General features: G+C 68.5%; 19 protein-coding genes. 17 read left to right on the forward strand and 2 right to left on the reverse strand.

Features of this window, described 5'->3' with window-relative positions:
• Positions 1-2: 2 nt before the first annotated feature.
• Positions 3-1,040, reverse strand: a complete 1,038-nt coding sequence (locus A7G45_RS29480; RefSeq protein ID WP_260942179.1) for an oxygenase MpaB family protein — start codon at positions 1,038-1,040, stop codon at positions 3-5.
• 203 nt (positions 1,041-1,243) lie between these two features.
• Here A7G45_RS29480 and A7G45_RS29485 point away from each other — a divergent pair, with 203 nt between their 5' ends.
• From A7G45_RS29485 to A7G45_RS29565, 17 genes are all read left to right on the forward strand, one after another.
• Positions 1,244-2,146, forward strand: coding sequence for an adenylate/guanylate cyclase domain-containing protein (locus tag A7G45_RS29485; RefSeq protein ID WP_308204180.1), 903 nt, complete (start codon positions 1,244-1,246; stop codon positions 2,144-2,146).
• Positions 2,147-2,156: 10 nt separating this feature from the next.
• Positions 2,157-2,942, forward strand: a complete 786-nt coding sequence (locus A7G45_RS29490) for a rhomboid-like protein (protein WP_260942181.1) — start codon at positions 2,157-2,159, stop codon at positions 2,940-2,942.
• On the forward strand, positions 2,879-3,946 hold the full coding sequence (pheS, locus tag A7G45_RS29495) for a phenylalanine--tRNA ligase subunit alpha (RefSeq protein WP_043399396.1): 1,068 nt from the start codon (positions 2,879-2,881) through the stop codon (positions 3,944-3,946). The genes A7G45_RS29490 and pheS overlap by 64 nt, the downstream gene beginning before the upstream one ends.
• Entirely contained in the window at positions 3,946-6,432 is a 2,487-nt protein-coding gene (gene pheT, locus A7G45_RS29500) for a phenylalanine--tRNA ligase subunit beta (RefSeq protein WP_043986881.1), read from the forward strand. Before pheS ends, pheT begins: the two co-directional genes overlap by 1 nt.
• Positions 6,433-6,486: 54 nt before the next feature.
• Complete coding sequence (gene argC, locus A7G45_RS29505; protein WP_043399390.1) at positions 6,487-7,521, forward strand: N-acetyl-gamma-glutamyl-phosphate reductase; 1,035 nt, start codon at positions 6,487-6,489, stop codon at positions 7,519-7,521.
• Positions 7,518-8,732: a bifunctional glutamate N-acetyltransferase/amino-acid acetyltransferase ArgJ gene (argJ, locus tag A7G45_RS29510; RefSeq protein ID WP_260942183.1), complete on the forward strand. Its 1,215-nt coding sequence runs from the start codon at positions 7,518-7,520 to the stop codon at positions 8,730-8,732. Before argC ends, argJ begins: the two co-directional genes overlap by 4 nt.
• Positions 8,729-9,613 (forward strand): acetylglutamate kinase, encoded by an 885-nt coding sequence (gene argB / locus A7G45_RS29515; RefSeq protein WP_260942185.1) that lies wholly within the window; start codon positions 8,729-8,731, stop codon positions 9,611-9,613. The genes argJ and argB overlap by 4 nt, the downstream gene beginning before the upstream one ends.
• Positions 9,610-10,797, forward strand: coding sequence for an acetylornithine transaminase (locus tag A7G45_RS29520; RefSeq protein WP_260942188.1), 1,188 nt, complete (start codon positions 9,610-9,612; stop codon positions 10,795-10,797). Before argB ends, A7G45_RS29520 begins: the two co-directional genes overlap by 4 nt.
• Positions 10,794-11,723 carry an ornithine carbamoyltransferase gene (gene argF, locus A7G45_RS29525; protein WP_043399379.1) on the forward strand — a complete coding sequence of 310 codons (930 nt, stop codon included), beginning with the start codon at positions 10,794-10,796 and terminating at the stop codon, positions 11,721-11,723. Before A7G45_RS29520 ends, argF begins: the two co-directional genes overlap by 4 nt.
• On the forward strand, positions 11,720-12,193 hold the full coding sequence (locus A7G45_RS29530; RefSeq protein WP_043399377.1) for an arginine repressor: 474 nt from the start codon (positions 11,720-11,722) through the stop codon (positions 12,191-12,193). Before argF ends, A7G45_RS29530 begins: the two co-directional genes overlap by 4 nt.
• 25 nt (positions 12,194-12,218) lie before the next feature.
• Positions 12,219-13,418 (forward strand): argininosuccinate synthase, encoded by a 1,200-nt coding sequence (locus A7G45_RS29535; RefSeq protein WP_043986887.1) that lies wholly within the window; start codon positions 12,219-12,221, stop codon positions 13,416-13,418.
• 5 nt (positions 13,419-13,423) lie between these two features.
• Entirely contained in the window at positions 13,424-14,842 is a 1,419-nt protein-coding gene (gene argH, locus A7G45_RS29540; RefSeq protein WP_071288266.1) for an argininosuccinate lyase, read from the forward strand.
• A gap of 6 nt (positions 14,843-14,848) precedes the next feature.
• Complete coding sequence (locus A7G45_RS29545; RefSeq protein WP_260942195.1) at positions 14,849-16,282, forward strand: tetratricopeptide repeat protein; 1,434 nt, start codon at positions 14,849-14,851, stop codon at positions 16,280-16,282.
• Between the two features lie 136 nt (positions 16,283-16,418).
• On the forward strand, positions 16,419-16,751 hold the full coding sequence (locus tag A7G45_RS29550; RefSeq protein WP_276555850.1) for an HNH endonuclease: 333 nt from the start codon (positions 16,419-16,421) through the stop codon (positions 16,749-16,751).
• A gap of 26 nt (positions 16,752-16,777) precedes the next feature.
• On the forward strand, positions 16,778-18,337 hold the full coding sequence (locus tag A7G45_RS29555; RefSeq protein ID WP_260942199.1) for an HD domain-containing phosphohydrolase: 1,560 nt from the start codon (positions 16,778-16,780) through the stop codon (positions 18,335-18,337).
• 51 nt (positions 18,338-18,388) lie between these two features.
• Complete coding sequence (locus A7G45_RS29560) at positions 18,389-18,787, forward strand: nuclear transport factor 2 family protein (protein ID WP_260942201.1); 399 nt, start codon at positions 18,389-18,391, stop codon at positions 18,785-18,787.
• Complete coding sequence (locus A7G45_RS29565; protein ID WP_043399369.1) at positions 18,784-19,149, forward strand: DsrE family protein; 366 nt, start codon at positions 18,784-18,786, stop codon at positions 19,147-19,149. Before A7G45_RS29560 ends, A7G45_RS29565 begins: the two co-directional genes overlap by 4 nt.
• Here A7G45_RS29565 and A7G45_RS29570 read toward each other — a convergent pair.
• The gene (locus A7G45_RS29570) at positions 19,139-20,935 is read right to left on the reverse strand and encodes an ABC-F family ATP-binding cassette domain-containing protein (RefSeq protein WP_260942203.1); all 1,797 of its coding nucleotides are present in this window, start codon (positions 20,933-20,935) and stop codon (positions 19,139-19,141) included. The two genes, A7G45_RS29565 and A7G45_RS29570, sit on opposite strands and share 11 nt — an antisense overlap.
• Between the last annotated feature and the right edge of the window lie 111 nt (positions 20,936-21,046).

A 21,046-nucleotide genomic window follows, 5' to 3' on the forward strand; every position in this document is an offset into this window, starting at 1 on the left:
ATTCAGGCAGCCTTTCCGGGGACAGAGCGGTTGCGCGCGGGACGCAGACCGGCCAACGAGAACGTGGTGTGCACCAGTGACCCGGCGCGTTCCATCAATGACTTGTGACGTGGCACATAATGCATCGGCAGTCCCCAGCGATCTTTGGGCGGGGCCATGAACGCCGGCGCCTCGACCAGTGGCGCATCCGGCGGCAGCTGCCCGGCAGCTCGGCGGTACGCGGCCAATGCCCTTGGGTGCAAACGGATTTCCTCAGGAATGGCGAGGAACGCCAGTTCGACGGCCTTGCCGAGGAGGCGCAGCACCACCTCGTCGCCGGGCGTCCAGCGCATGCCCGCCCGCTCGCGGACGGTGGGGTCGAAAACCCCGGCCGCGACCCAGCGCTGCCCGGCCAGCCAGGGCTTGAACATCTGATCCCACACCGGGGTGGGCATCAGCACGAACCACGGCTTGGGAATCCGGATGGTGAAGATGTCGAGCGTGGCCCGGTTGATCTCCAGTTCCTCGGAACACTTGTGCTCCCAATAGGTTTGGAAGTCCTCCCAGGTCTCCGGAACCGGCCGCATGCTCATGCCGTACATCTGGTACCACTGCACGTGTTCGTCGAACAGCTGGCGCTTCTCGGCTTCGGTCAGCCCGCCGCAGAAATACTCGGCGGTCTTGATGATCAGCATGAAGAACGTCGCGTGCGCCCAGTAGAACGTCTCAGGGTTCAGTGCGTGATAGCGGCGGCCGTCGTGATCGACGCCCTTGATGGTCTCGTGATACCCGCGGATCTGGGCTCCGGTGTCTGCGGCGCGGTCGCCGTCGTAGACCACGCCCATGATCGGGTACACCGAGCGCGCCACGCGCTGTAGCGGCTCCCGCAGCAGAATCGAGTGGTCCTCGACGCCGGCGCCCAGTTCGGGATACATGTTCTGGATCGCGCCGATCCACACGCCGAGCAGGCCGGTGCGTAGGTCGCCGAAGTACTTCCAGGTCAGGGAATCCGGGCCCAGTGGCGCGATGGGCGGGGTGGCGGGAGTCTTGCGTGCGGTCATCGTGTGCCTCGCTCAACGTTGATACCGAGGGTTCTGCGCGCCACGATAATCGTGACAACGCATGTTGTCCACGATTTGGCACTGGTGTCGCCGGCACTGTTACGGACCGTCTACCGGCGCGCCACAACACGGTGACCAGGTATTTTTCGGCTGGGCAGTGGCGATCGTTGCCGCTGCCGCGCGACGCCACCTAGGGTGGCGTCGTGGAAGTCGAATCGTTCGAAGAACGATCCGACGGTGTGGGCGAGATCGGCCCGGCGTCACACGCCGGGCCAGGATCAAGTGGACCGTTGGGCTGGTTGCAGAACACCAATCACAGTCCGGCTGTAATCGAATTCATCAGGCGGGCGCGCCGTTCCCTGCCGGGGGACCCGGAGTTCGGTGATCCGCTGTCGGTCGCCGGCGTCGGCGGTCCGAGTGCCGCGGCCCGGGCCGCCGATCGGCTGCTGCCGCGCGGTGGCGCGTCCCACGAGGTGAGTTTGGCCGGCCTGCAGGTGTGGCAGGCCCTCACCGAAAGGGTCTCCGGACGGCCGGCGAACCCCGAGGTGACCATCGTGTTCACCGATCTCGTCGGCTTCTCGAAATGGTCGCTGAGCGTCGGCGACGACACCACGCTCCGGCTGCTGCGCCGCGTGGCTCAGGTGTTCGAGCCACCGCTGCTGGAATCCGGCGGGCACATCGTCAAGCGCATGGGCGACGGGTCCATGGCCGTGTTCAGCAACCCCGTCACCGCTTTGCGGTCGGTCGTCCGCGCGCTCGACGCGCTCAAAGAGGTCGAGATCGACGGGTACCACCCCAAGATGCGCGCCGGCATCCACACCGGGCACCCGCATCGCATCGGGTCGGACCTGCTCGGCGTCGACGTCAACATCGCGGCGCGCGTCATGGAGCGGGCCACGAAGGGTGGGCTGATCATCTCGCAGGCCACCCTGGACCGGATCGACGAGCAGTACCTGGACGCTCTCGGCGTGACGCCCAAGAAGGTGCGCAAGCAACTGTTCGCCGCCAAGGCCTCGGGTGTGCCCGAGGACATGTCCATGTACTGGATCAGGCCGCGCAAGGACGCCGCAACCGAACCCGATGACGGGGAGCTCGCTGAGGCCTAGGGCCGGCCTGGTGTGGCGCCGCCTGCCCCGCGTCCCGGTCACTGTCGTCTACGCCGCGCTGCTGGTCGCCGTCACGGTCACGTTGGCGGCGCTCGGTCCGGCGGTGCACGACCGGGTCATCGGGTACGCCAGTACCAATCTGCACAATCTCGGTGAGGGCCGCGTCGGCACGCTGATCGCCAGCGCCCTGATCGCTGACGACGGTCGGTTCTTCCTGTGGCTGCCCGGGCTGGTCTGCCTGCTCGCAATCGCCGAACTGCTCTGGCGCAGTCGCCGCCTGCTGGTGGTGTTCCTCGTCGGGCACATCGGCACGACGCTTGTGGTCGCGGTCGGGCTGGTGGTGGCCATCGAGCTGGGCCGGCTGCCGTGGTCGATCGGCCGGGTTGCCGACGTCGGGGTGAGCTACGGGGTGTTGACGGTGGTCGGAGCGCTGACCGCGGTGGTGCCCGCCCGTCTGAAACCGGCCTGGTTGGGCTGGTGGCTGGCCGGTTCGGTTGCCGTTGTGGTCGTCAGCGACGACTTCATCGAAGTGGGGCATGTGGTCGCGTTGGTCCTGGGGCTGGTGATCTCGAGTCGACTGCAAACGCCGGTGCATTGGACCCGCGGAAAGGCCGCAGTGTTCGGGGTGGGTGTGTGTTTCGGCTACGCCGTCCTGGTCCACACACCGGAGCTGGCGATGGTCGGGGTCCCTGCGAGTGCGGTGGGCGCCGCGCTCGTCGCTATGATCTCCGGGTGGCTGAGCAGGGTGAAGAACACAGTGGAGGGCCCTCTGGCGCCCTATCGGAAGAAGCACTGACCGCGGCGGTCGACGCCGCCCGTCTCGCCTTCGACCAGGCCGCTGACCTCGACGCCCTGGCCCGCGCCAAGACCGAGCACCTCGGTGACAAGGCGCCCATCGCGCTGGCCCGTCAGGCGCTGGGCACGCTGGCCAAGGAAGACCGGGCCGACGCCGGCAAGCGCGTCAACGTCGCCCGCACCGCCGCACAGCAGGCGTATGACGACCGCATCGTGGTGCTGCGCGCCGAGCGCGACGCCGCCGCTCTGGTCGCCGAGCGCATCGACGTGACGTTGCCGACCACGCGCCAGCCCATCGGTGCCCGCCACCCGATCACGATCCTCGCCGAGAACGTCGCCGACACCTTCGTGGCAATGGGCTGGGAGCTGGCCGAGGGGCCGGAGGTCGAGACCGAACAGTTCAACTTCGACGCGTTGAACTTCCCGCCGGACCACCCGGCCCGCAGCGAGCAGGACACCTTCCACATCGCGCCCGACGGTTCGCGACAGGTGCTGCGCACCCACACGTCGCCGGTGCAGATCCGCGCCCTGCTCGAGCGGGAGCTGCCCGTCTACATCGTCTCGATCGGCCGCACCTTCCGCACCGACGAACTCGACGCCACCCACACCCCGGTGTTCCACCAGGTCGAGGGTCTGGCCGTCGACAAGGGCCTGACCATGGCCAACCTGCGCGGCACCCTGGATGCGCTGGCGCGCGCCCAGTTCGGCCCCGAAGGACGCACGCGGTTCCGCCCGCACTTCTTCCCGTTCACCGAGCCGTCGGCCGAGGTCGACGTCTGGTTCCCGGACAAGAAGGGTGGTCCCGGCTGGGTGGAATGGGGCGGCTGCGGCATGGTCAACCCGAATGTGTTGCGGGCCTGCGGTATTGACCCCGACGAGTACTCCGGATTTGCCTTCGGCATGGGATTGGAGCGAACCCTGCAGTTCCAGAACGGAATTCCCGACATGCGCGACATGGTGGAGGGCGACGTGCGCTTCTCCCTGCCGTTCGGGGTGGGTGCCTGATGCGCATTCCCTACAGCTGGCTGCGGGAAGTCGTCCAGGCCGGGGCTCCGGGCTGGGACGTGTCGCCCGAAGAGCTGGAAGCAGCGTTCATCCGGATCGGCCACGAGGTCGAGGACATCATCGCCGCGGGGCCGGTCACCGGTCCGCTGACCGTCGGCCGTGTCGTCGAGATCGAGGAACTGACCGAGTTCAAGAAGCCCATCCGGGCGTGCAAGGTCGACGTGGGTGAGGCGCAGCCGCGCGACATCGTCTGCGGGGCAAGGAACTTCGCCGTCGGTGACCTGGTCGTCGCGGCGCTGCCGGGTTGTGTGCTGCCCGGCGAGTTCAAGATCGCGACCCGTAAGACCTATGGCCGGGTGTCCGACGGCATGATCTGCTCGGCGGCCGAATTGAACTTCGGCTCCGACCATTCCGGCATCATCGTGCTGCCCCCGGGCACCGCTGAGCCGGGCGCCTCGGGCGCCGAGGTGCTTGGGCTGGACGACGTGGTGTTCGACCTCGCCATCACCCCTGACCGCGGCTACTGCCTGTCCATCCGCGGCATGGCACGCGAGATCGCCTGCGCCTTCGACCTGGAATTCGTCGACCCTGCCGATGTGCCGGCCCTGCCCGCCGAGGGCGAGGCCTGGCCGCTGACGGTGCAACCGGGCACCGGTGTGCAGCGTTTCGGGCTGCGTCCGGTCGTCGGCATCGACCCGGCCGCGGTGTCGCCGTGGTGGCTGCAGCGTCGCCTGCTGCTGTCCGGTATCCGCGCCATCTCGCCGGCCGTCGACGTCACCAACTACGTGATGCTCGAACTCGGCCACCCGATGCACGCCCACGATCGCAAGCTGATCACCGGTGGGTTCGACGTACGCTTCGCCAACCCGGGGGAGACCGTCGTCACCCTCGATGACATTGAGCGCAAACTGGATCCGGGCGACGTACTGATCGTCGACGACGTCGCCACCGCGGCCATCGGCGGCGTCATGGGCGCCGGTACCACCGAGGTCCGCGACACCACCACCGACGTGCTGCTGGAAGCGGCAGTGTGGGATCCGGCCGCGGTGTCGCGCACTCAGCGCCGCCTGCACCTGGTCAGTGAGGCCAGCCGCCGCTACGAGCGCAGCGTCGACCCGGCGATCTCCCGGGCCGCGCTGGACCGCTGTGCCGCGCTGCTCGCCGAAATCGCCGGGGGCGCAGTCGAACCCACGCTGACGGACTGGAGTGACGGCGATGCCGCACACGATTGGTCGCAGCCGCCGGTTGCCATTCCGTTGGATCTGCCGGATCGGCTCGCGGGCGTCAGCTACCCCGAGGGCACCACAGTGCGGCGGCTGACTCAGATCGGTGCCGTGGTGACCGTCGACGGCGACAGTGCCACCGTGGTCCCGCCGAGCTGGCGGCCGGACATGAAACAGCCCGCGGACCTGGTGGAGGAAGTGCTGCGGCTCGAGGGCCTCGACGCCATCCCGTCGGTGCTGCCACAGGCGCCGGCCGGCCGCGGCCTGACCGCAGCCCAGCAGCGGCGCCGTGCGATCGGTAAGTCGTTGGCGCTCAATGGTTTCGTCGAGGTGCTGCCGACGCCGTTCCTGCCTGCCGGGGTGCTCGACGCCTGGGACCTGCCGGCTGACGACCCGCGGCGCGCCACCATCTCGGTGCTCAACCCGCTCGAAGCCGACCGGCCCGCACTGGCGACCACGCTGTTGCCGGGCCTGCTCGAGGCGTTGGTGCGCAATGTGTCTCGCGGCGCGGCCGACGTCGCGCTGTTCGGTATCGAGCAGGTCGTGCAGGCGACACCGCAGACCAAGGCCCTCGCGCCGATCCCGGTGGATCGTCGTCCGACCGATGCTGAGCTGGCCGAGATCGACGCGGCCCTGCCGTATCAGCCGCTGCACGTCGCCGCGGTGCTCACCGGCCTGCGCGAACCGGCCGGGCCGTGGGGCGCGGGTCGTGCGGTCGAGGCCACGGACGCCTTGGAGACCGTGCAGATCGTCGCCCGGGCCTGCGGCGTCGAGGTGACGCTGCGCGCGGCCCAGGAGCTGCCGTGGCATCCGGGGCGCTGCGCCGAGGTGCTGGTCGGTGACACCGTTGTCGGCTACGCCGGACAGTTGCACCCGGCGGTCATCGAACGCACGGGCCTGCCGAAGGGCACCTGCGCCGTCGAGTTGAACCTGGATGCCGTCCCGGTCATCGAGCGCGCCATCGTGCCGTCGGTGTCGCCGTACCCGGCGGTGTTCCAGGACGTCAGCCTGATCGTCGCCGACGACGTCGCGGCCCAGGCAGTGGTCGACGTCGTGCGCGAGGGCGCCGGCGAACTCCTGGAGGACGCGCGGTTGTTCGACGTCTACACCGGCCCGCAGATCGGGGAGGGGCGCAAGTCGCTGACCCTGGCCCTGCGTTTCCGGGCGCCCGACCGGACGCTGACCGAGGACGAGGCGAGTGCGGCCCGCGACGCGGCAGTGGCCCTGGCCACCGAGCGGCTCGGTGCCGAGCACCGCCGGTAACACGCCCTACTAATTGGTTTGCAAGTTGATGCATAACCATGCAGAATTGCTTGCATGACTTCTGTGGCGGTGGCCGGCGCCAGTGGGTATGCCGGCGGCGAGATTCTGCGGCTTCTGCTGGGCCATCCGGCTTACGCGGACGGTCGCCTCACCATCGGGGCCCTGACCGCCGCGGGTAATGCCGGAACCACGGTCGGTGACCACCACCCGCACCTGCTGCCCATCGCGCAGCAGGTGCTGCAGCCCACCGAGGTCGACGTTCTCGCCGGGCATGACGTGGTGTTTCTGGGTCTGCCGCACGGACATTCGGCCGCGCTGGCGCAGCAACTCGGCCCGGACACCCTGATCGTCGACTGCGGCGCCGACTTCCGGCTCACCGACGCCGCCGCCTGGGAGAAGTTCTACGGCTCCGAGCACGCAGGCAGCTGGCCCTACGGCCTGCCCGAGCTGCCCGGCGGTCGCGACAAGCTGGTCGGCACGAAACGTATTGCGGTACCGGGCTGTTACCCGACCTCGGCCCTGCTGGCCCTGGTGCCTGCCGTCGCCGCTGGGCTCGTCGAACCCAACGTCACCGTGGTGGCGGTCAGTGGCACTTCGGGCGCCGGCAAGTCGGGCAAGGTCGACCTGTCGGCCGCCGAGGTCATCGGCTCGGCCCGGGCCTACAACGTCGGCGGAGCGCACCGGCACACCCCGGAGATCGCGCAGGGCCTGCGGGCCGTCACCGACAAGGACGTGACGGTGTCGTTCACCCCGGTGCTGATCCCCACGTCGCGCGGCATCCTGGCCACCTGCACCGCGCGCACCACCGCGACCGTCGAGGAGATCCGGGCCGCGTACGAAAAGGCCTATGCCAGTGAGCCGTTCATCTACCTGTTGCCGGAAGGGCAGCTGCCCAAGACCGGTTCGGTCATCGGCAGCAACGCCGCGCAGATCGCCGTCGCCGTCGACGAGGATGCGAAGACTCTCGTCGCCCTGTGCGCCATCGACAACCTGACCAAGGGCACCGGCGGCGCGGCAGTACAGTCCATGAACATCGCGCTCGGCTGGCCGGAAACCGAAGGACTATCCACCGTGGGAGTAGCACCGTGACTTCAACGTCGCCGACCCCGTCCCTGCATCGCAACCAGGGCGTCACCGCACCGGAAGGCTTCCGGGCAGCCGGAATCGCCGCCGGCATCAAGGCTTCCGGGAAACCGGACCTGGCCCTGGTCTTCAACGAGGGGCCCGATCTTTCGGCGGCCGGGGTGTTCACCCGCAACAAGGTGCGGGCCGCTCCGGTCCAGTGGAGCGAGCAGGTGCTCAAGTCCGGCCGGTTGCGGACCGTGATCCTGAATTCCGGTGGCGCCAATGCGTGTACCGGCCCGGGCGGTTTCCAGGACACGCACCAGACGGCCGAGGCCCTCGCCGCGGCGCTCAGCGACTGGGGTACCGAGACCGGTGCCATCGAGGTCGCGGTGTGCTCGACCGGGCTGATCGGTGACCGGCTCCCGATGGACAAGGTGCTGGCCGGCGTCACCGAGATCGTCCACGAGATGGCCGGTGGACTCTCCGGTGGCGAGGAGGCCGCGCGGGCCATCATGACCACCGACACCGTGCCGAAACAGGTTGCGCTGCACCACCCGGGCAAGTGGACCGTCGGTGCCATGGCCAAGGGCGCCGGCATGATGGCCCCGTCGCTGGCGACCATGCTGGTGGTCATCACCACCGACGCCGTCGCGGACGCCGAGGCACTGAACCTCGCGCTCAAGAACGCCGCCGCGAAGACCTTCGACCGGCTCGACATCGACGGCAGCTGCTCGACCAACGACACAGTGCTGTTGCTGTCATCCGGCGCCAGCGAAATCCAGCCCAGCCAAAGCGAATTGGACGAGGCCGTCCTCACCGTGTGTGACGACCTGTGCGCGCAGCTGCAGGCCGACGCCGAAGGCGTCACCAAGCGCATCGCGATCACTGTCACGGGTGCGGCCAGTGAGGACGACGCGCTGGTGGGCGCCCGGGCCCTGGCCCGCGACAGCCTCGTCAAGACCGCGCTGTTCGGGTCCGACCCCAACTGGGGCCGCGTCCTGGCCGCGATCGGCATCGCGCCGATCGAACTCGTGGCCGACCGGATCAGCGTGTCGTTCAACGGATCCGCGGTGTGCATCGACGGCGCGGGCGCGCCGGGCGCGCGGGATGTCGACCTGTCCGGCAACGACATCGACGTCGTCGTCGATCTGGCGGTCGGGGAGCACGAGGCGACCATCCGGACCACCGACCTGTCGCACGCCTACGTCGAAGAGAACTCGGCGTACAGCTCGTGAGCACCGCCGGACTCTCCACCGCGGTCAAGGCGTCGGTCTTCGCCGAGGCGCTGCCGTGGTTCAAGCAACTGCACGGCAAGATCGTCGTGGTCAAGTACGGCGGCAACGCCATGACCGACGACACCCTCAAGGCGGCCTTCGCCGCCGACATGGCGTTCCTGCGCAACTGCGGCATTCAGCCGGTCGTCGTGCACGGCGGCGGCCCGCAGATCAGCGCGATGCTCAAACGTCTTGGTATCGAAGGCGATTTCAAGGGTGGCTTCCGGGTCACCACGCCCGAGGTTCTCGAGGTCGCGCGGATGGTGCTGTTCGGCCAGGTCGGCCGCGAACTGGTCGGCCTGATCAACGCCCACGGCCCGTATGCGGTCGGCATCACCGGCGAGGACGCGCAGCTGTTCACCGCGGTGCGTCGGAGCGTGACGGTCGATGGGGTCCCCACCGACATCGGGCTGGTCGGCGACGTCGACCATGTCAACACCGACGCCATCCTGGATCTCATTGCCGTGGGCCGCATTCCGGTGGTGTCCACGATCGGTCCCGACGTCGACGGCGTGGTGCACAACATCAACGCCGACACCGCGGCGGCCGCACTGGCCGAGGCACTCGGCGCCGAGAAGCTGCTGATGCTCACCGACGTCGAGGGCCTGTACACCGACTGGCCGGACCGCAACTCGCTGGTCACCGAAATCGATACGGCCGCACTGGCTCAGCTGTTGCCAAAGCTCGAATCCGGCATGGTGCCCAAGATCGAGGCGTGCCTGCGAGCCGTGCAGAACGGTGTCCCGAGCGCACACGTCATCGACGGCCGCGTCGAACACTGCGTCCTGGTCGAACTGTTCACCGACGACGGAACCGGAACCAAGGTGGTAGCACCCGCATGACCGAAACTGAAGCGCTGCAAGCCCGTTGGCAGGCAGTGATGACGAACAACTACGGCACCCCGCCGGTCGCTCTGGTCAGCGGCGACGGCGCCGTGGTCACCGACGCCGACGGGAAGAGCTACGTCGACTTCCTGGCCGGCATCGCGGTGAACGTGCTGGGCCACCGGCATCCCGCGGTGATCGAGGCCGTCACCAACCAGCTGAACACACTGGGGCACACTTCGAATCTGTATGCCACCGAACCGGGTATCGCCCTGGCTGAAGCCCTCGTCGCCCAGCTCGGCGCACCGGCCCGTGTGTTCTTCTGCAACTCGGGCGCGGAAGCCAACGAAGCCGCGTTCAAGATCAGCCGGCTCACGGGACGCACCAAAATCGTTGCGGCGCAAGGTGCTTTCCATGGCCGCACCATGGGGTCGCTGGCGTTGACCGGCCAGCCCGGCAAGCAGGAGCCGTTCCTGCCGTTGCCCGGCGACGTCACCCACGTGCCCTACGGCGACGCCGACGCTCTTGAAGCGGCTATCACCGACGAGACCGCGGCGGTGTTTCTCGAGCCGATCATGGGCGAGGGCGGCGTCGTCACCCCGCCGGCCGGGTACCTGGCCAAGGCGCGCGAGCTCACCACGAAACATGGTGCGCTGCTGGTGCTCGACGAGGTGCAGACCGGTATCGGCCGCACCGGTGCCTTCTACGCCCACCAGCACGACGGCATCACCCCCGACGTCATCACGTTGGCCAAGGGCCTCGGCGGCGGCCTGCCCATCGGGGCATGCATCGCCATCGGAGCCGCGGCCGACCTGCTGCAGCCAGGCATGCACGGCAGCACCTTCGGCGGTAATCCGGTGTGCACCGCCGCGGGTCTGGCGGTCGTCAAGACCCTGGCCGACGATGACCTCGTGCACCGGGCCGACGCCGCGGGCAAGACGCTGGCGCACGGTATCGAGGAGTTGGCCCATCCGCTGGTCGATCACGTCCGCGGCCGTGGGCTGCTGCTCGGCGTCGTCCTGACCGCGCCGCAGGCCAAGGCCGTCGAAAACGCCGCGCGCGACGCGGGTTTCCTGGTCAATGCCGCGGCCGCCGACGTCGTGCGGCTCGCGCCGCCGCTGGTCATCACCGACGCCCAGATCGACGCCTTCCTGACCGCACTACCCACCGTTCTCGACACCGCAGCAGGGGAGTCCCAGTGATCCGCCATTTCCTCCGTGACGACGACCTGAGCCCCGAGGAACAGGCCGAGGTCCTGGCGCTGGCCGCCGAGCTCAAGAAGGCGCCGTTCAGCCGGCGCCCGCTCGAGGGGCCGCGGGGCATCGCCGTCATCTTCGAGAAGAACTCCACCCGCACCCGGTTCTCCTTCGAGATGGGCATCGCCCAGCTCGGCGGGCACGCCGTCGTCGTCGACGGCCGCAGCACCCAGCTGGGTCGCGAGGAGACCCTCGAGGACACCGGCGCCGTGCTGTCCCGCTACGTCGACGGCATCGTGTGGCGCACCTTCGCGCAGGAACGCCTCACGGCCATGGCCAGTGGTGCCTCCGTCCCCATCGTCAACGCCCTGTCCGACGAGTTCCACCCCTGCCAAGTGCTGGCCGACCTGCAGACCATCGCCGAACGCAAGGGCACGCTCGCCGGGCTCAACATGTCGTACCTCGGCGACGGCGCCAACAACATGGCGCATTCGCTGATGGTCGGCGGCGTCACGGCGGGCATCAACGTGACCATCGCCGCGCCGAAGGGGTTCGAGCCCGACCCGCAGTTCGTCGAGGCAGCCAAGAAGCGCGCGGCCGAGACCGGGGCGACCGTCACGGTCACCACCGACCCGCAGGCCGCCGCGGACGGCGCCGACGTCCTCGTCACCGACACCTGGACCTCGATGGGCCAGGAGAACGACGGCCTGGACCGCGTGCGCCCGTTCCGCCCGTTCCAGATCAACACCGCGCTGCTGGGCCGCGCCAACAGCGACGCCGTCGTGCTGCACTGCCTGCCGGCGCACCGCGGGGACGAGATCACCGACGAGGTCATCGACGGCCCGCAGAGCGCGGTGTTCGACGAGGCCGAGAACCGGCTGCACGCGCAGAAGGCCATGTTGGTGTGGCTGCTGGAACGTAACGGCCGATGACAGCACCGACCCGGGCCGGACGGCAGTCGCGCATCGTGGCGCTGCTGTCGTCGAACCCGGTGCGCAGCCAGACCGAGCTCGCGGCCCTGCTCGCCGAGGAGGGCATCGACGTCACCCAGGCCACGCTGTCGCGGGACCTGGAGGAACTCGGTGCGGTCAAACTGCGCGGCGCCGACGGTGGCACCGGCGTCTACGTCGTCCCCGAGGACGGCAGTCCCGTCAAAGGCGTCTCCGGCGGCACCGAGCGGATGTCCCGTCTGCTCGGCGAGCTGCTGGTGTCCACCGACGCCAGCGCCAACCTGGCGGTGTTACGTACGCCACCTGGGGCGGCGCATTACCTGGCCAGTGCAATAGATCGAGCGTCTCTGCCTTATGTTGTGGGCACGATCGCCGGGGATGACACCATCTTGGTTGTTGCCCGCGAACCGATGAGCGGCGCCGAGCTCGCCGCCACCTTCGAGAACCTGTAGCAGTACTAGACAAGGAGATTGACACATGTCCGAGCGCGTCATCCTGGCGTATTCCGGTGGCCTGGACACCTCGGTCGCGATCAGCTGGATCGGCAAGGAGACCGGCAAAGAGGTCGTCGCCGTGGCCATCGACCTGGGCCAGGGCGGGGAGGACATGGAGGTCGTCCGGCAGCGTGCCATCGACTGCGGCGCCGTCGAGGCCGTCGTCGTCGACGCCCGCGACGAGTTCGCCGACGAGTACTGCCTGCCCACCATCAAGGCCAACGCGCTCTACATGGACCGGTACCCGCTGGTCTCGGCCATCTCGCGGCCGCTGATCGTCAAGCACCTCGTCGAGGCCGCCCGCAGCCACGGCGGCACCGTCGTCGCGCACGGCTGCACCGGCAAGGGCAACGACCAGGTCCGGTTCGAGGTCGGCTTCAACACCCTGGCGCCCGAGCTCGAGGTCATCGCCCCGGTCCGCGACTACGCCTGGACCCGCGAGAAGGCCATCGCCTTCGCGCAGGAGAACGACATCCCGATCAACGTCACCAAGAAGTCGCCGTTCTCCATCGACCAGAACGTCTGGGGCCGCGCCGTCGAGACCGGCTTCCTCGAGGACCTGTGGAACGCGCCGACCAAGGACGTCTACGACTACACCGAGGACCCGACGGTCCACTTCAACACCCCTGACGAGCTGATCATCAGCTTCGACAAGGGTCGCCCCGTCGCCATCGACGGCCGCCCGCTGAGCGTGCTGCAGATCATCCAGGAGCTCAACACCCGCGCCGGTGCGCAGGGCGTCGGGCGACTCGACGTCGTCGAGGACCGCCTCGTCGGCATCAAGTCCCGCGAGATCTACGAGGCCCCGGGCGCCATGGTGCTGATCACCGCGCACACCGAGCTCGAGCACGTCTGCCTGGAGCGCGAGCTCGGCCGTTACAAGCGCGGCGTCGACCGCAAGTGGGGCGAGCTGACCTACGACGGTCTCTGGTACAGCCCGCTGAAGGCCTCGCTCGAGGCGTTCGTCGAGCACACCCAGCAGCACGTCTCCGGCGACATCCGCCTGGTCCTGCACGGTGGGCACATCTCGGTCAACGGCCGCCGCTCGAACGAGTCGCTGTACGACTTCAACCTCGCCACCTACGACGAGGGCGACAGCTTCGACCAGAGCTCGGCCAAGGGCTTCGTCCAGCTGCACGGCCTGAGCTCCAAGATCTCCGCCAAGCGCGATCTGGGTCTGTAGGCCACATGAGCACCGGTGGAACCAACGAAGGTTCGCTGTGGGGCGGACGGTTCGCTTCCGGCCCGTCCGAAGCGCTTGCCGCACTGAGCAAGTCGACCCACTTCGACTGGGCACTGGCGCCATATGACGTCACGGCGTCCAAGGCGCACGCCCGTGTGCTCCACAACGCCGGGTTGCTGACCGATGAGCAGCGCGACGGCCTGTTGGCCGGGCTGGACAGCCTGGGCAACGACGTCGCCGACGGCACCTTCGGGCCGCTCGCGACCGACGAGGACGTGCATGGCGCGCTGGAGCGCGGGCTGATCGACCGCGTCGGCGACGACCTGGGCGGCCGGCTGCGCGCCGGCCGGTCCCGCAACGACCAGGTGGCCACGCTGTTCCGGATGTGGCTGCGCGACGCCATCAAGGTCATCGGCAACGGCGTGCTGGACGTGGCCGCCGCGCTGGCCGGCCAGGCCGAGGCGCACCCGACGGCAATCATGCCCGGCAAGACGCACCTGCAGTCGGCGCAACCTGTGCTCCTGGCCCACCACCTGCTCGCGCATGCGCACCCGCTGCTGCGCGATGCCGACCGGTTGCTCGATCTGGACAAGCGGGTGGCGGTGTCGCCCTACGGATCTGGCGCGCTCGCCGGTAGCTCGCTCGGCCTGAGCCCTGACGCCATCGCCGCGGACCTCGGCTTCGCCTCCGCGGCCGACAACTCGATCGACGCCACGTCCTCGCGTGATTTCGCCGCCGAGGCCGCCTTCGTGTTCGCCATGATCGCCGTGGATCTGTCCCGGCTGTCCGAGGACATCATCCTCTGGAGCACAACGGAATTCGGCTACGTCCGGCTACACGACTCCTGGTCGACGGGCAGCTCGATCATGCCGCAGAAGAAGAACCCCGACATCGCCGAACTGGCCCGCGGCAAGTCCGGCCGCCTCATCGGCAACCTGGCCGGTCTGCTGGCCACCCTCAAGGCGCAGCCGCTGGCCTACAACCGGGATCTGCAGGAGGACAAGGAGCCGGTCTTCGACTCTGTCGCCCAGCTCGAACTGCTGCTGCCCGCGATGGCCGGACTGGTCGGCACCCTCACCTTCGATACCGACCGGATGGCCGCGCTCGCACCGCTGGGTTACACATTGGCCACCGACATCGCGGAATGGATGGTGCGCCAGGGCATTCCGTTCCGGGTGGCGCACGAGGCGGCCGGCGCAGCGGTCAAGGCCGCCGAGGCCAGGGGAGTCGGGCTCGAAGAGCTCGCCGCCGACGAGCTCGCGGGCATCCATCCGGGACTCACCGCCGAGGTGCGGGACGTGCTGACCATCGCCGGTTCGGTTGAGTCGCGCGACGCTCGCGGCGGCACATCACCCGCTCGGGTCGCCGAGCAGCTCACCATTGTTCGGGATGAGGCGGCGCGACTGCGCACGCACCTGGGGTAGGTGTCGGTGGACGCCGAGGCGGTGGTTCAGCGGGCCGGACTGCTCTCCGGCGTCGGCCGGTGGCACGCCGCGGCTGACCTGCTGTCGTCCGCTCTTGCCGAGCACCCACATGACGGCCCGCTGCTCGAAGCGTTCGCGGTCGCTGCGTACAACACCGGGGATCTGGAGCGTGCGCGCACCGCTGCAGAGTCGGTGCTGGCTCACCACGGGACATCGCTGTTCGCGTTGCAGGTCTTGGCGCGGGTGCACCTCACGGTCAACAAATCCAACGATGCGGTCAGGTTCGCGCGTCGGGCCGTGGCGGCGAGCCCCCATGACGCCGACGTGCACATGCTGCTGGCGACGTGTCTGTCGCAGGCGTCGGATCGGCGCGCAGCGGTGGCGGCAATGGATCACGCATTGGAACTCGAATCCCATGACCCTGAGCTGTTTTTGGCCGCGGCACGCGTGGCGCGGCGATGTGGTGATGGCCGTTTCGCACAGTTCATCGCAGCTGGGCTGGAACTGGATCCGACCAACACCGACCTGCAAACCGAGGCAGCGTCAGCCCGGACTTTCACCGGCGAGCGCGTGGAGGGGTTGTCCTCGGTGCTGGTCGAAGACCCCACCCATGACGTAGCACGGCACACCCTGGCTCAGACCGTGTGGGGCACCATCGCGCGGTTGGCCAGTGGTGTGTGGGTCTACGCGTTGGCCGTGATCCTGTTGTCGGCGTGGGTGTCTCCGGCGGTGTTACGCCATCTGGCGCCGGTGCTGATGGCCCCGCTGATCGTTCATTGGATTCGGGTGTTCCACCGGGTGCGCAAGCAGCTGCCCCGTGGCTACCTGGTCCGACGGTTGCGGCGCGGCCCAATTGCGTTGGCCGGCATCGGTTTGGCCGCCTTCGCCGCAATCATCGCCTCTATGGCGCCGGTGCTGCTCATTGTCGGATGGAGCCCGGCCGGAGTCCGCCTGGGGTACTACACGCTGATCGTCGCGTGCCTGGTTGCGGGACTTGCACACGTGCTGGTGACCATCGGCCGATTGCGCAGCGACCGCGACGTGAATCTGGGTAACCATCTGGATGAGCAGTCCGGCTACTGGTTGGTGTGGTTGCTCGGCTTGGGGCTGCCGATCGGCGTGGGCTGGGCGTGCTACCGATTGGCGGCGCAGCCCGGCGCACTGTGGTTCGCCCTGATGATTCTGCCGATCGTATTCGGGGTTCGGTGCGCGGAATACGTCGTCGCGCTGGCCGGTCGGGGCCTGCGGTGGCTGGGCTTCCTCTTGGCAGCGCTGTTTCTCGCCGGTTGTGTCTCGCTGGTGCTTTGGTGTGGACAGCGCGCGGCGGGCGTCGAGTTCGAGTATCAGCCGGGTCCGCTGTCGCCCGGCAAGATCCAGGTGCCGACGTTCACACCATTGCGACCCATGCCGACCTACCCAGCGCCCACTCCGGGTCGCTGAGCAACTCGTTACCGTGCGCGACACCGCCGATCGTTTGCGGGCCCGCCTGCACGGCTGAGCCCGCCTGCGGCCGTAGGCTCGGGCGGTGCCAACTCGCAGCCGCGCCGCGGTGTACGCCAGACGTCGCAAGCGTCGGATGGCGAAGGTCGACCACGACCTGACAGCACAGCAATGGGCTGTCCTGCAACAGGTTTGGGGTGGCTGCGCCTACTGCGAGGCGCAGGACGCTGACCTGCAGAAAGACTGCGTGCAGCCCATCTCTCGCGGCGGGCGGTACACGCTCGACAATGTGGTGCCGGCCTGCCGGTCCTGCAATGCGAGCAAGTGCAATGCCGAGGTCACCGGGTGGCTGCGCCGAAAGAAGTTGGACGAAGGCAGGTTCCTGCTGAGGAAGGCGACCATCGCCAGGGAACTGGTCGGCCACGAGATCCCCGCGGACCACTCCAGTCAGGCCGAATCCGGATCCTGACGCGGGCCGGCGCCTACGCTGACCGGATGGCCGGTACCCAGACGCCCGACGTGCGGCTGGCTGAGCTGATTGCCTCGCTCTCCCTGGCCACCGATCTGGGCCTGGGGCAGCCGCAGGAACATGTGCTGCGGCAGACGGTCATCGCGACGCGGCTGGCTGCTGCCGCGGGAATGGCGCCCGAGCATCAGGCCGCCGCCTTCTACGTATCGCTGCTGGCCTGGATGGGATGTGTCGCCGACTCACACGAGCTGGCCTACTGGTTCGGCGACGACCTCCAGATGCGCGCCGACAGCTACCAGGTCGACAAGGTCGGACCCGGCATGGCGCGGTTTCTGCTCGGGCACCTCGCACAAGGCCAACCGGCGCTGCAACGCATCACCATGGTCGGGCGCTTCCTGGCCCAGGGCGTCGCTGATATGCCGAAACTCTTTGTCAGCCACTGCCAGACGGCCAGCGACATCGCCGACCGGCTCAACCTGCCTCCCGAGGTCCGGGCGGCCCTGCTGGACGCCTTCGAGCGCTGGGATGGCAAGGGCGTGCCGGGACGGGCGCGGGGCACGGAGATCGAACCGGTGATGCGCGTCGTGCATATCGCCGACGACGCCGAGGTGCACCACCGCGCTGGTGGCGTCGAGGCCGCGCTGGAGATGCTGCGCAGCCGACGGGAAACCGAATTCGACCCGGAGTTGGTCGACCTGTGTTGCAGCCGCGCCGACGAGATCTTCGGGGGACTGGACACGGTGGACGCTTGGGGCTCGGTGATCCACGGCTGCACGGCGCTGGATGGCACCATCCCCGATGCTGACTTGACCGCCGTGCTCCGCGTCTTCGCCGACTACGCCGACCTGAAATCGCCCTGGTTCCTGGGTTACTCGCGCCGGGTCGCGGAACTCACCGCGGCCGCGGCAAGAACTGCTGGACTCAGTGATGACGACATCGCCCTCGCCGAGCGCGCGGCGCTGGTGCACCGGATCGGAGCTATCGGCGTATCGACCGGCATCTGGAACAAGCCGGGTCCCTTGACCATTGCCGAACGTGAACGCGTCCGCACCGTCCCGTATCTCACCGAACGGGTGCTGTGCCGCCAGCCGCGGCTGTGCGAGATCGGCGCGGTCGCCGCCGGGAGTTACGAACGGATGGACGGCAGCGGCTACCCGCGCGGCTTGACCGGCACGGCCATTCCCGCGACCGCCCGGCTGCTGGCCGCCGCCGCGGTCTATCAGGCCCTCGGCGAGGATCGTCCACACCGGGTCGCGTCCTCCGACGACGACCGCACTGCGGCCATGCACGCTGAGGTCACCGCCGGGCGGCTGGACGGCGCGGCAGTCGGTGCAGTGCTGACGGCGGCTGGGTGCCGCATCACGCGTCGGCCCAAAATGGTCGCCGGGCTGACGGGCCGCGAGCTCGAGGTACTCGAGCTCTTCGTCCGGGGCCGGTCGAATCGGCAGATCGCCCAACATCTTTCGATCACGCCACGAACTGTCGGCACGCACGTCGAACACATCTACACCAAGATCGGGGTGTCGACCCGCGGCGCCGCCGCGATGTTCGCGATGCGCCACGGGCTGGTCAACGCCGCCGAATAGATCGGGCATTCACCCGATGTGCCGGTCGGGCCGGGGCCGTAGAACCGATACATGAGCAATGACACCGACACGGGATGGGCAGTGGCCGGCGCCTTCCTGGAGGCGTTCGCCGGCCAGGATTTCGTCTCGCTGGCCGAATGCCTTGATCCCGACGTACATTTCCGCGCCCTGATCCCTCCCGGCCTCGTCGACGTGACCGGAGTCGACGACACCGTCGGCCGGTTCCGGCACTGGTTCGGCGCCGACAACTTCGAACTGGTCGACGCCTCCGTTGGCCGCGTCGGGGACCGCGTCGCGTTGAGCTGGCGCGTCCGCACGTCACCGCCCGGGGATCCGAGCGTCGTCAGGCTCGTCGAACAGCGCATGTTCGCCGCCGCCGACGACCGTATCCATTCAATCGACTTGCTGTGCTCAGGATTTCAGCCCGAACAGAAGGAGACCCGCTCATGAGCTCGAAAGTGGCAATCAGCCTCACCACCGGATTGGAAGACGCCGAGAAGGTGACCATCGCGCTGCTGGTGGCTGTCGGCGCGGCCGAACAGGGCCACCCCACGATGATGTTCCTGACCAAGGAAGCGGTGCGGCTCGCCCAACCCGGGTTCGCGCTCGGCGTCGCGTGCGACGGCTGCCCGCCGCTGCCGGACCTGATGGCCCGCTACGAAGCCGCCGGCGGCAAGTTCCTGATCTGCCCGATCTGCTTCAACGCCAAAGGGCTTGAGGCGGAAAGGGTAGTGGCCAATGCCGACCTCGGCGGCACCATCCCCCTGTGGCAGTGGATCGGCGACGAGCCGGCCACCACGTTCAGCTACTGACCTCTTCGGACAGCTCCATCCAGCGTTCCTCCAGCTCGGTCACTTCGCCTTCGAGCTCCCGCAGCGAGCTGGTAAGACGTTGCAGCCCTTCGTAATCGCCCTGATCGTGCTCGGCGAACCGCTGGTGCGCGGTGTCGATCTGGCCGGCGAGCTTCTCCAGTCGCCGCTCGATCGCCGTGATCTCCTTCTGCGCGGCGCGGAGCTCCGCACCCGATAGACCTTCGGAGACCACAGCGACTGGTTTGGCTGCGGCGGTACCGGTTTGGGCCGCGTGCGAAGCGCGCAGCCGCAGGTACTCATCGACGCCGCCGGGCAGGTGCCGCAGCCGGCCGCCGAGGATGCCGAATTGTTGATCGGTGACGCGCTCCAGGAAGTACCGGTCGTGGCTGACCACGATCAGCGTGCCGGGCCAGGAATCCAGCAGATCCTCCATGGCGGCCAGCATGTCGGTGTCCAGGTCGTTGGTCGGCTCGTCGAGGATCAGCACGTTGGGCTGTTCCAACAGGATCAGCAGCAGTTGCAGCCGGCGCTGTTGCCCACCGGACAGATCCTTGACCGGCGTGGACAGCTGGGCGCTGGCGAAGCCGAGACGTTCCAGCAGCTGGCTCGGGGTGAGTTCGGTTGCCTTGGAACCGGATCCGAATTCGTAGGTGGTGGCCAGCCGGCTCAGCACCACCCGCACGGGCTCGTCGAGATGCTCGGCCAACTTCTCCACACCCTGGGTCAGGGTGGCGATCTGCACCGTCTTGCCGTGCTTGACCCGGCCGCCGGTCGGCTCGACCGAACCGTCGATCAGTCCGAGCAGCGTCGATTTGCCGGCACCGTTGACACCGAGGATGCCGGTGCGCTCGCCGGGGGCGATCCGCCACTCGACGTCCTGCAGCACCTCCCGCTCGCAGTAGGTCACCGACGCGTCCAGAATGTCGACGACCTGCTTGCCCAGACGGGTCACGGCCAGCGACTGCAGCGCCACCTTGTCGCGGATCTCGGGGACGTCGGCGATCAGGGCGTTGGCCGCGTCGATGCGGAATTTCGGCTTCGACGTCCGTGCCGGCGCACCGCGGCGCAGCCACGCGAGTTCCTTGCGGGCCAGGTTTTGCCGCCGTGCCTCACTGGCGGCCGCCTGCCGGTCGCGCTCCACGCGCTGCAGGATGTACGCCGCGTAGCCACCCTCGAACGGTTCGACGATGCGGTCGTGCACCTCCCAGGTGGCGGTACAGATCTCGTCGAGGAACCACCGGTCGTGGGTGACCACCAGCAAGCCACCGGCGTTGGCGCTCCACCGCTTCTTCAGGTGTGCGGCAAGCCAGGTGATCGCCTCGACGTCGAGGTGGTTGGTCGGCTCGTCGAGGATGAGGACGTCGTGGTCGCCGGCGAGCAGCTGGGCCAACGCGACGCGGCGGCGCTGGCCACCGGACAGCGTGCCGATCACCGCGTTCCAGTCGAGGTCGCCCAGTAGTCCGGCGATGACGTCGCGGCCGCGGGGATCGCCGGCCCATTCGTGCTCGGGGACGTCGCCGACGACGGCGTGCCCGACGGTGTCGGTGTGGTCGAGGGTGTCGGCCTGGTCGAGCATCCCGATGCGGACGCCGCCGCGCACCGTCACCCGGCCGGAGTCGGGCTTCAGCCGGCCGCCCAGCATCGCCAGCAGACTGGATTTGCCGTCGCCGTTGCGGCCGACGATGCCGATCCGGTCGCCCTCCTCGATCCCGACCGTCAGCGAATCGAAAACCACACGGGTCGGAAACTCGAGATGCAGGGCTTCGGCCCCCAGTAGATGCGCCATCAGGCGCCGATCATATGGGGTGCGCAGCGGCGTCCGCACTCACCGCAACAGCAAGGCCACAACCGCCAGGTAACCAGCGCGTTGTGCCATGATGGCGACGTAATCAGCGGA

It is taken from the genome of Mycolicibacterium llatzerense, from assembly GCF_025331195.1.
In the GTDB taxonomy this organism is placed as follows: domain Bacteria; phylum Actinomycetota; class Actinomycetes; order Mycobacteriales; family Mycobacteriaceae; genus Mycobacterium; species Mycobacterium llatzerense.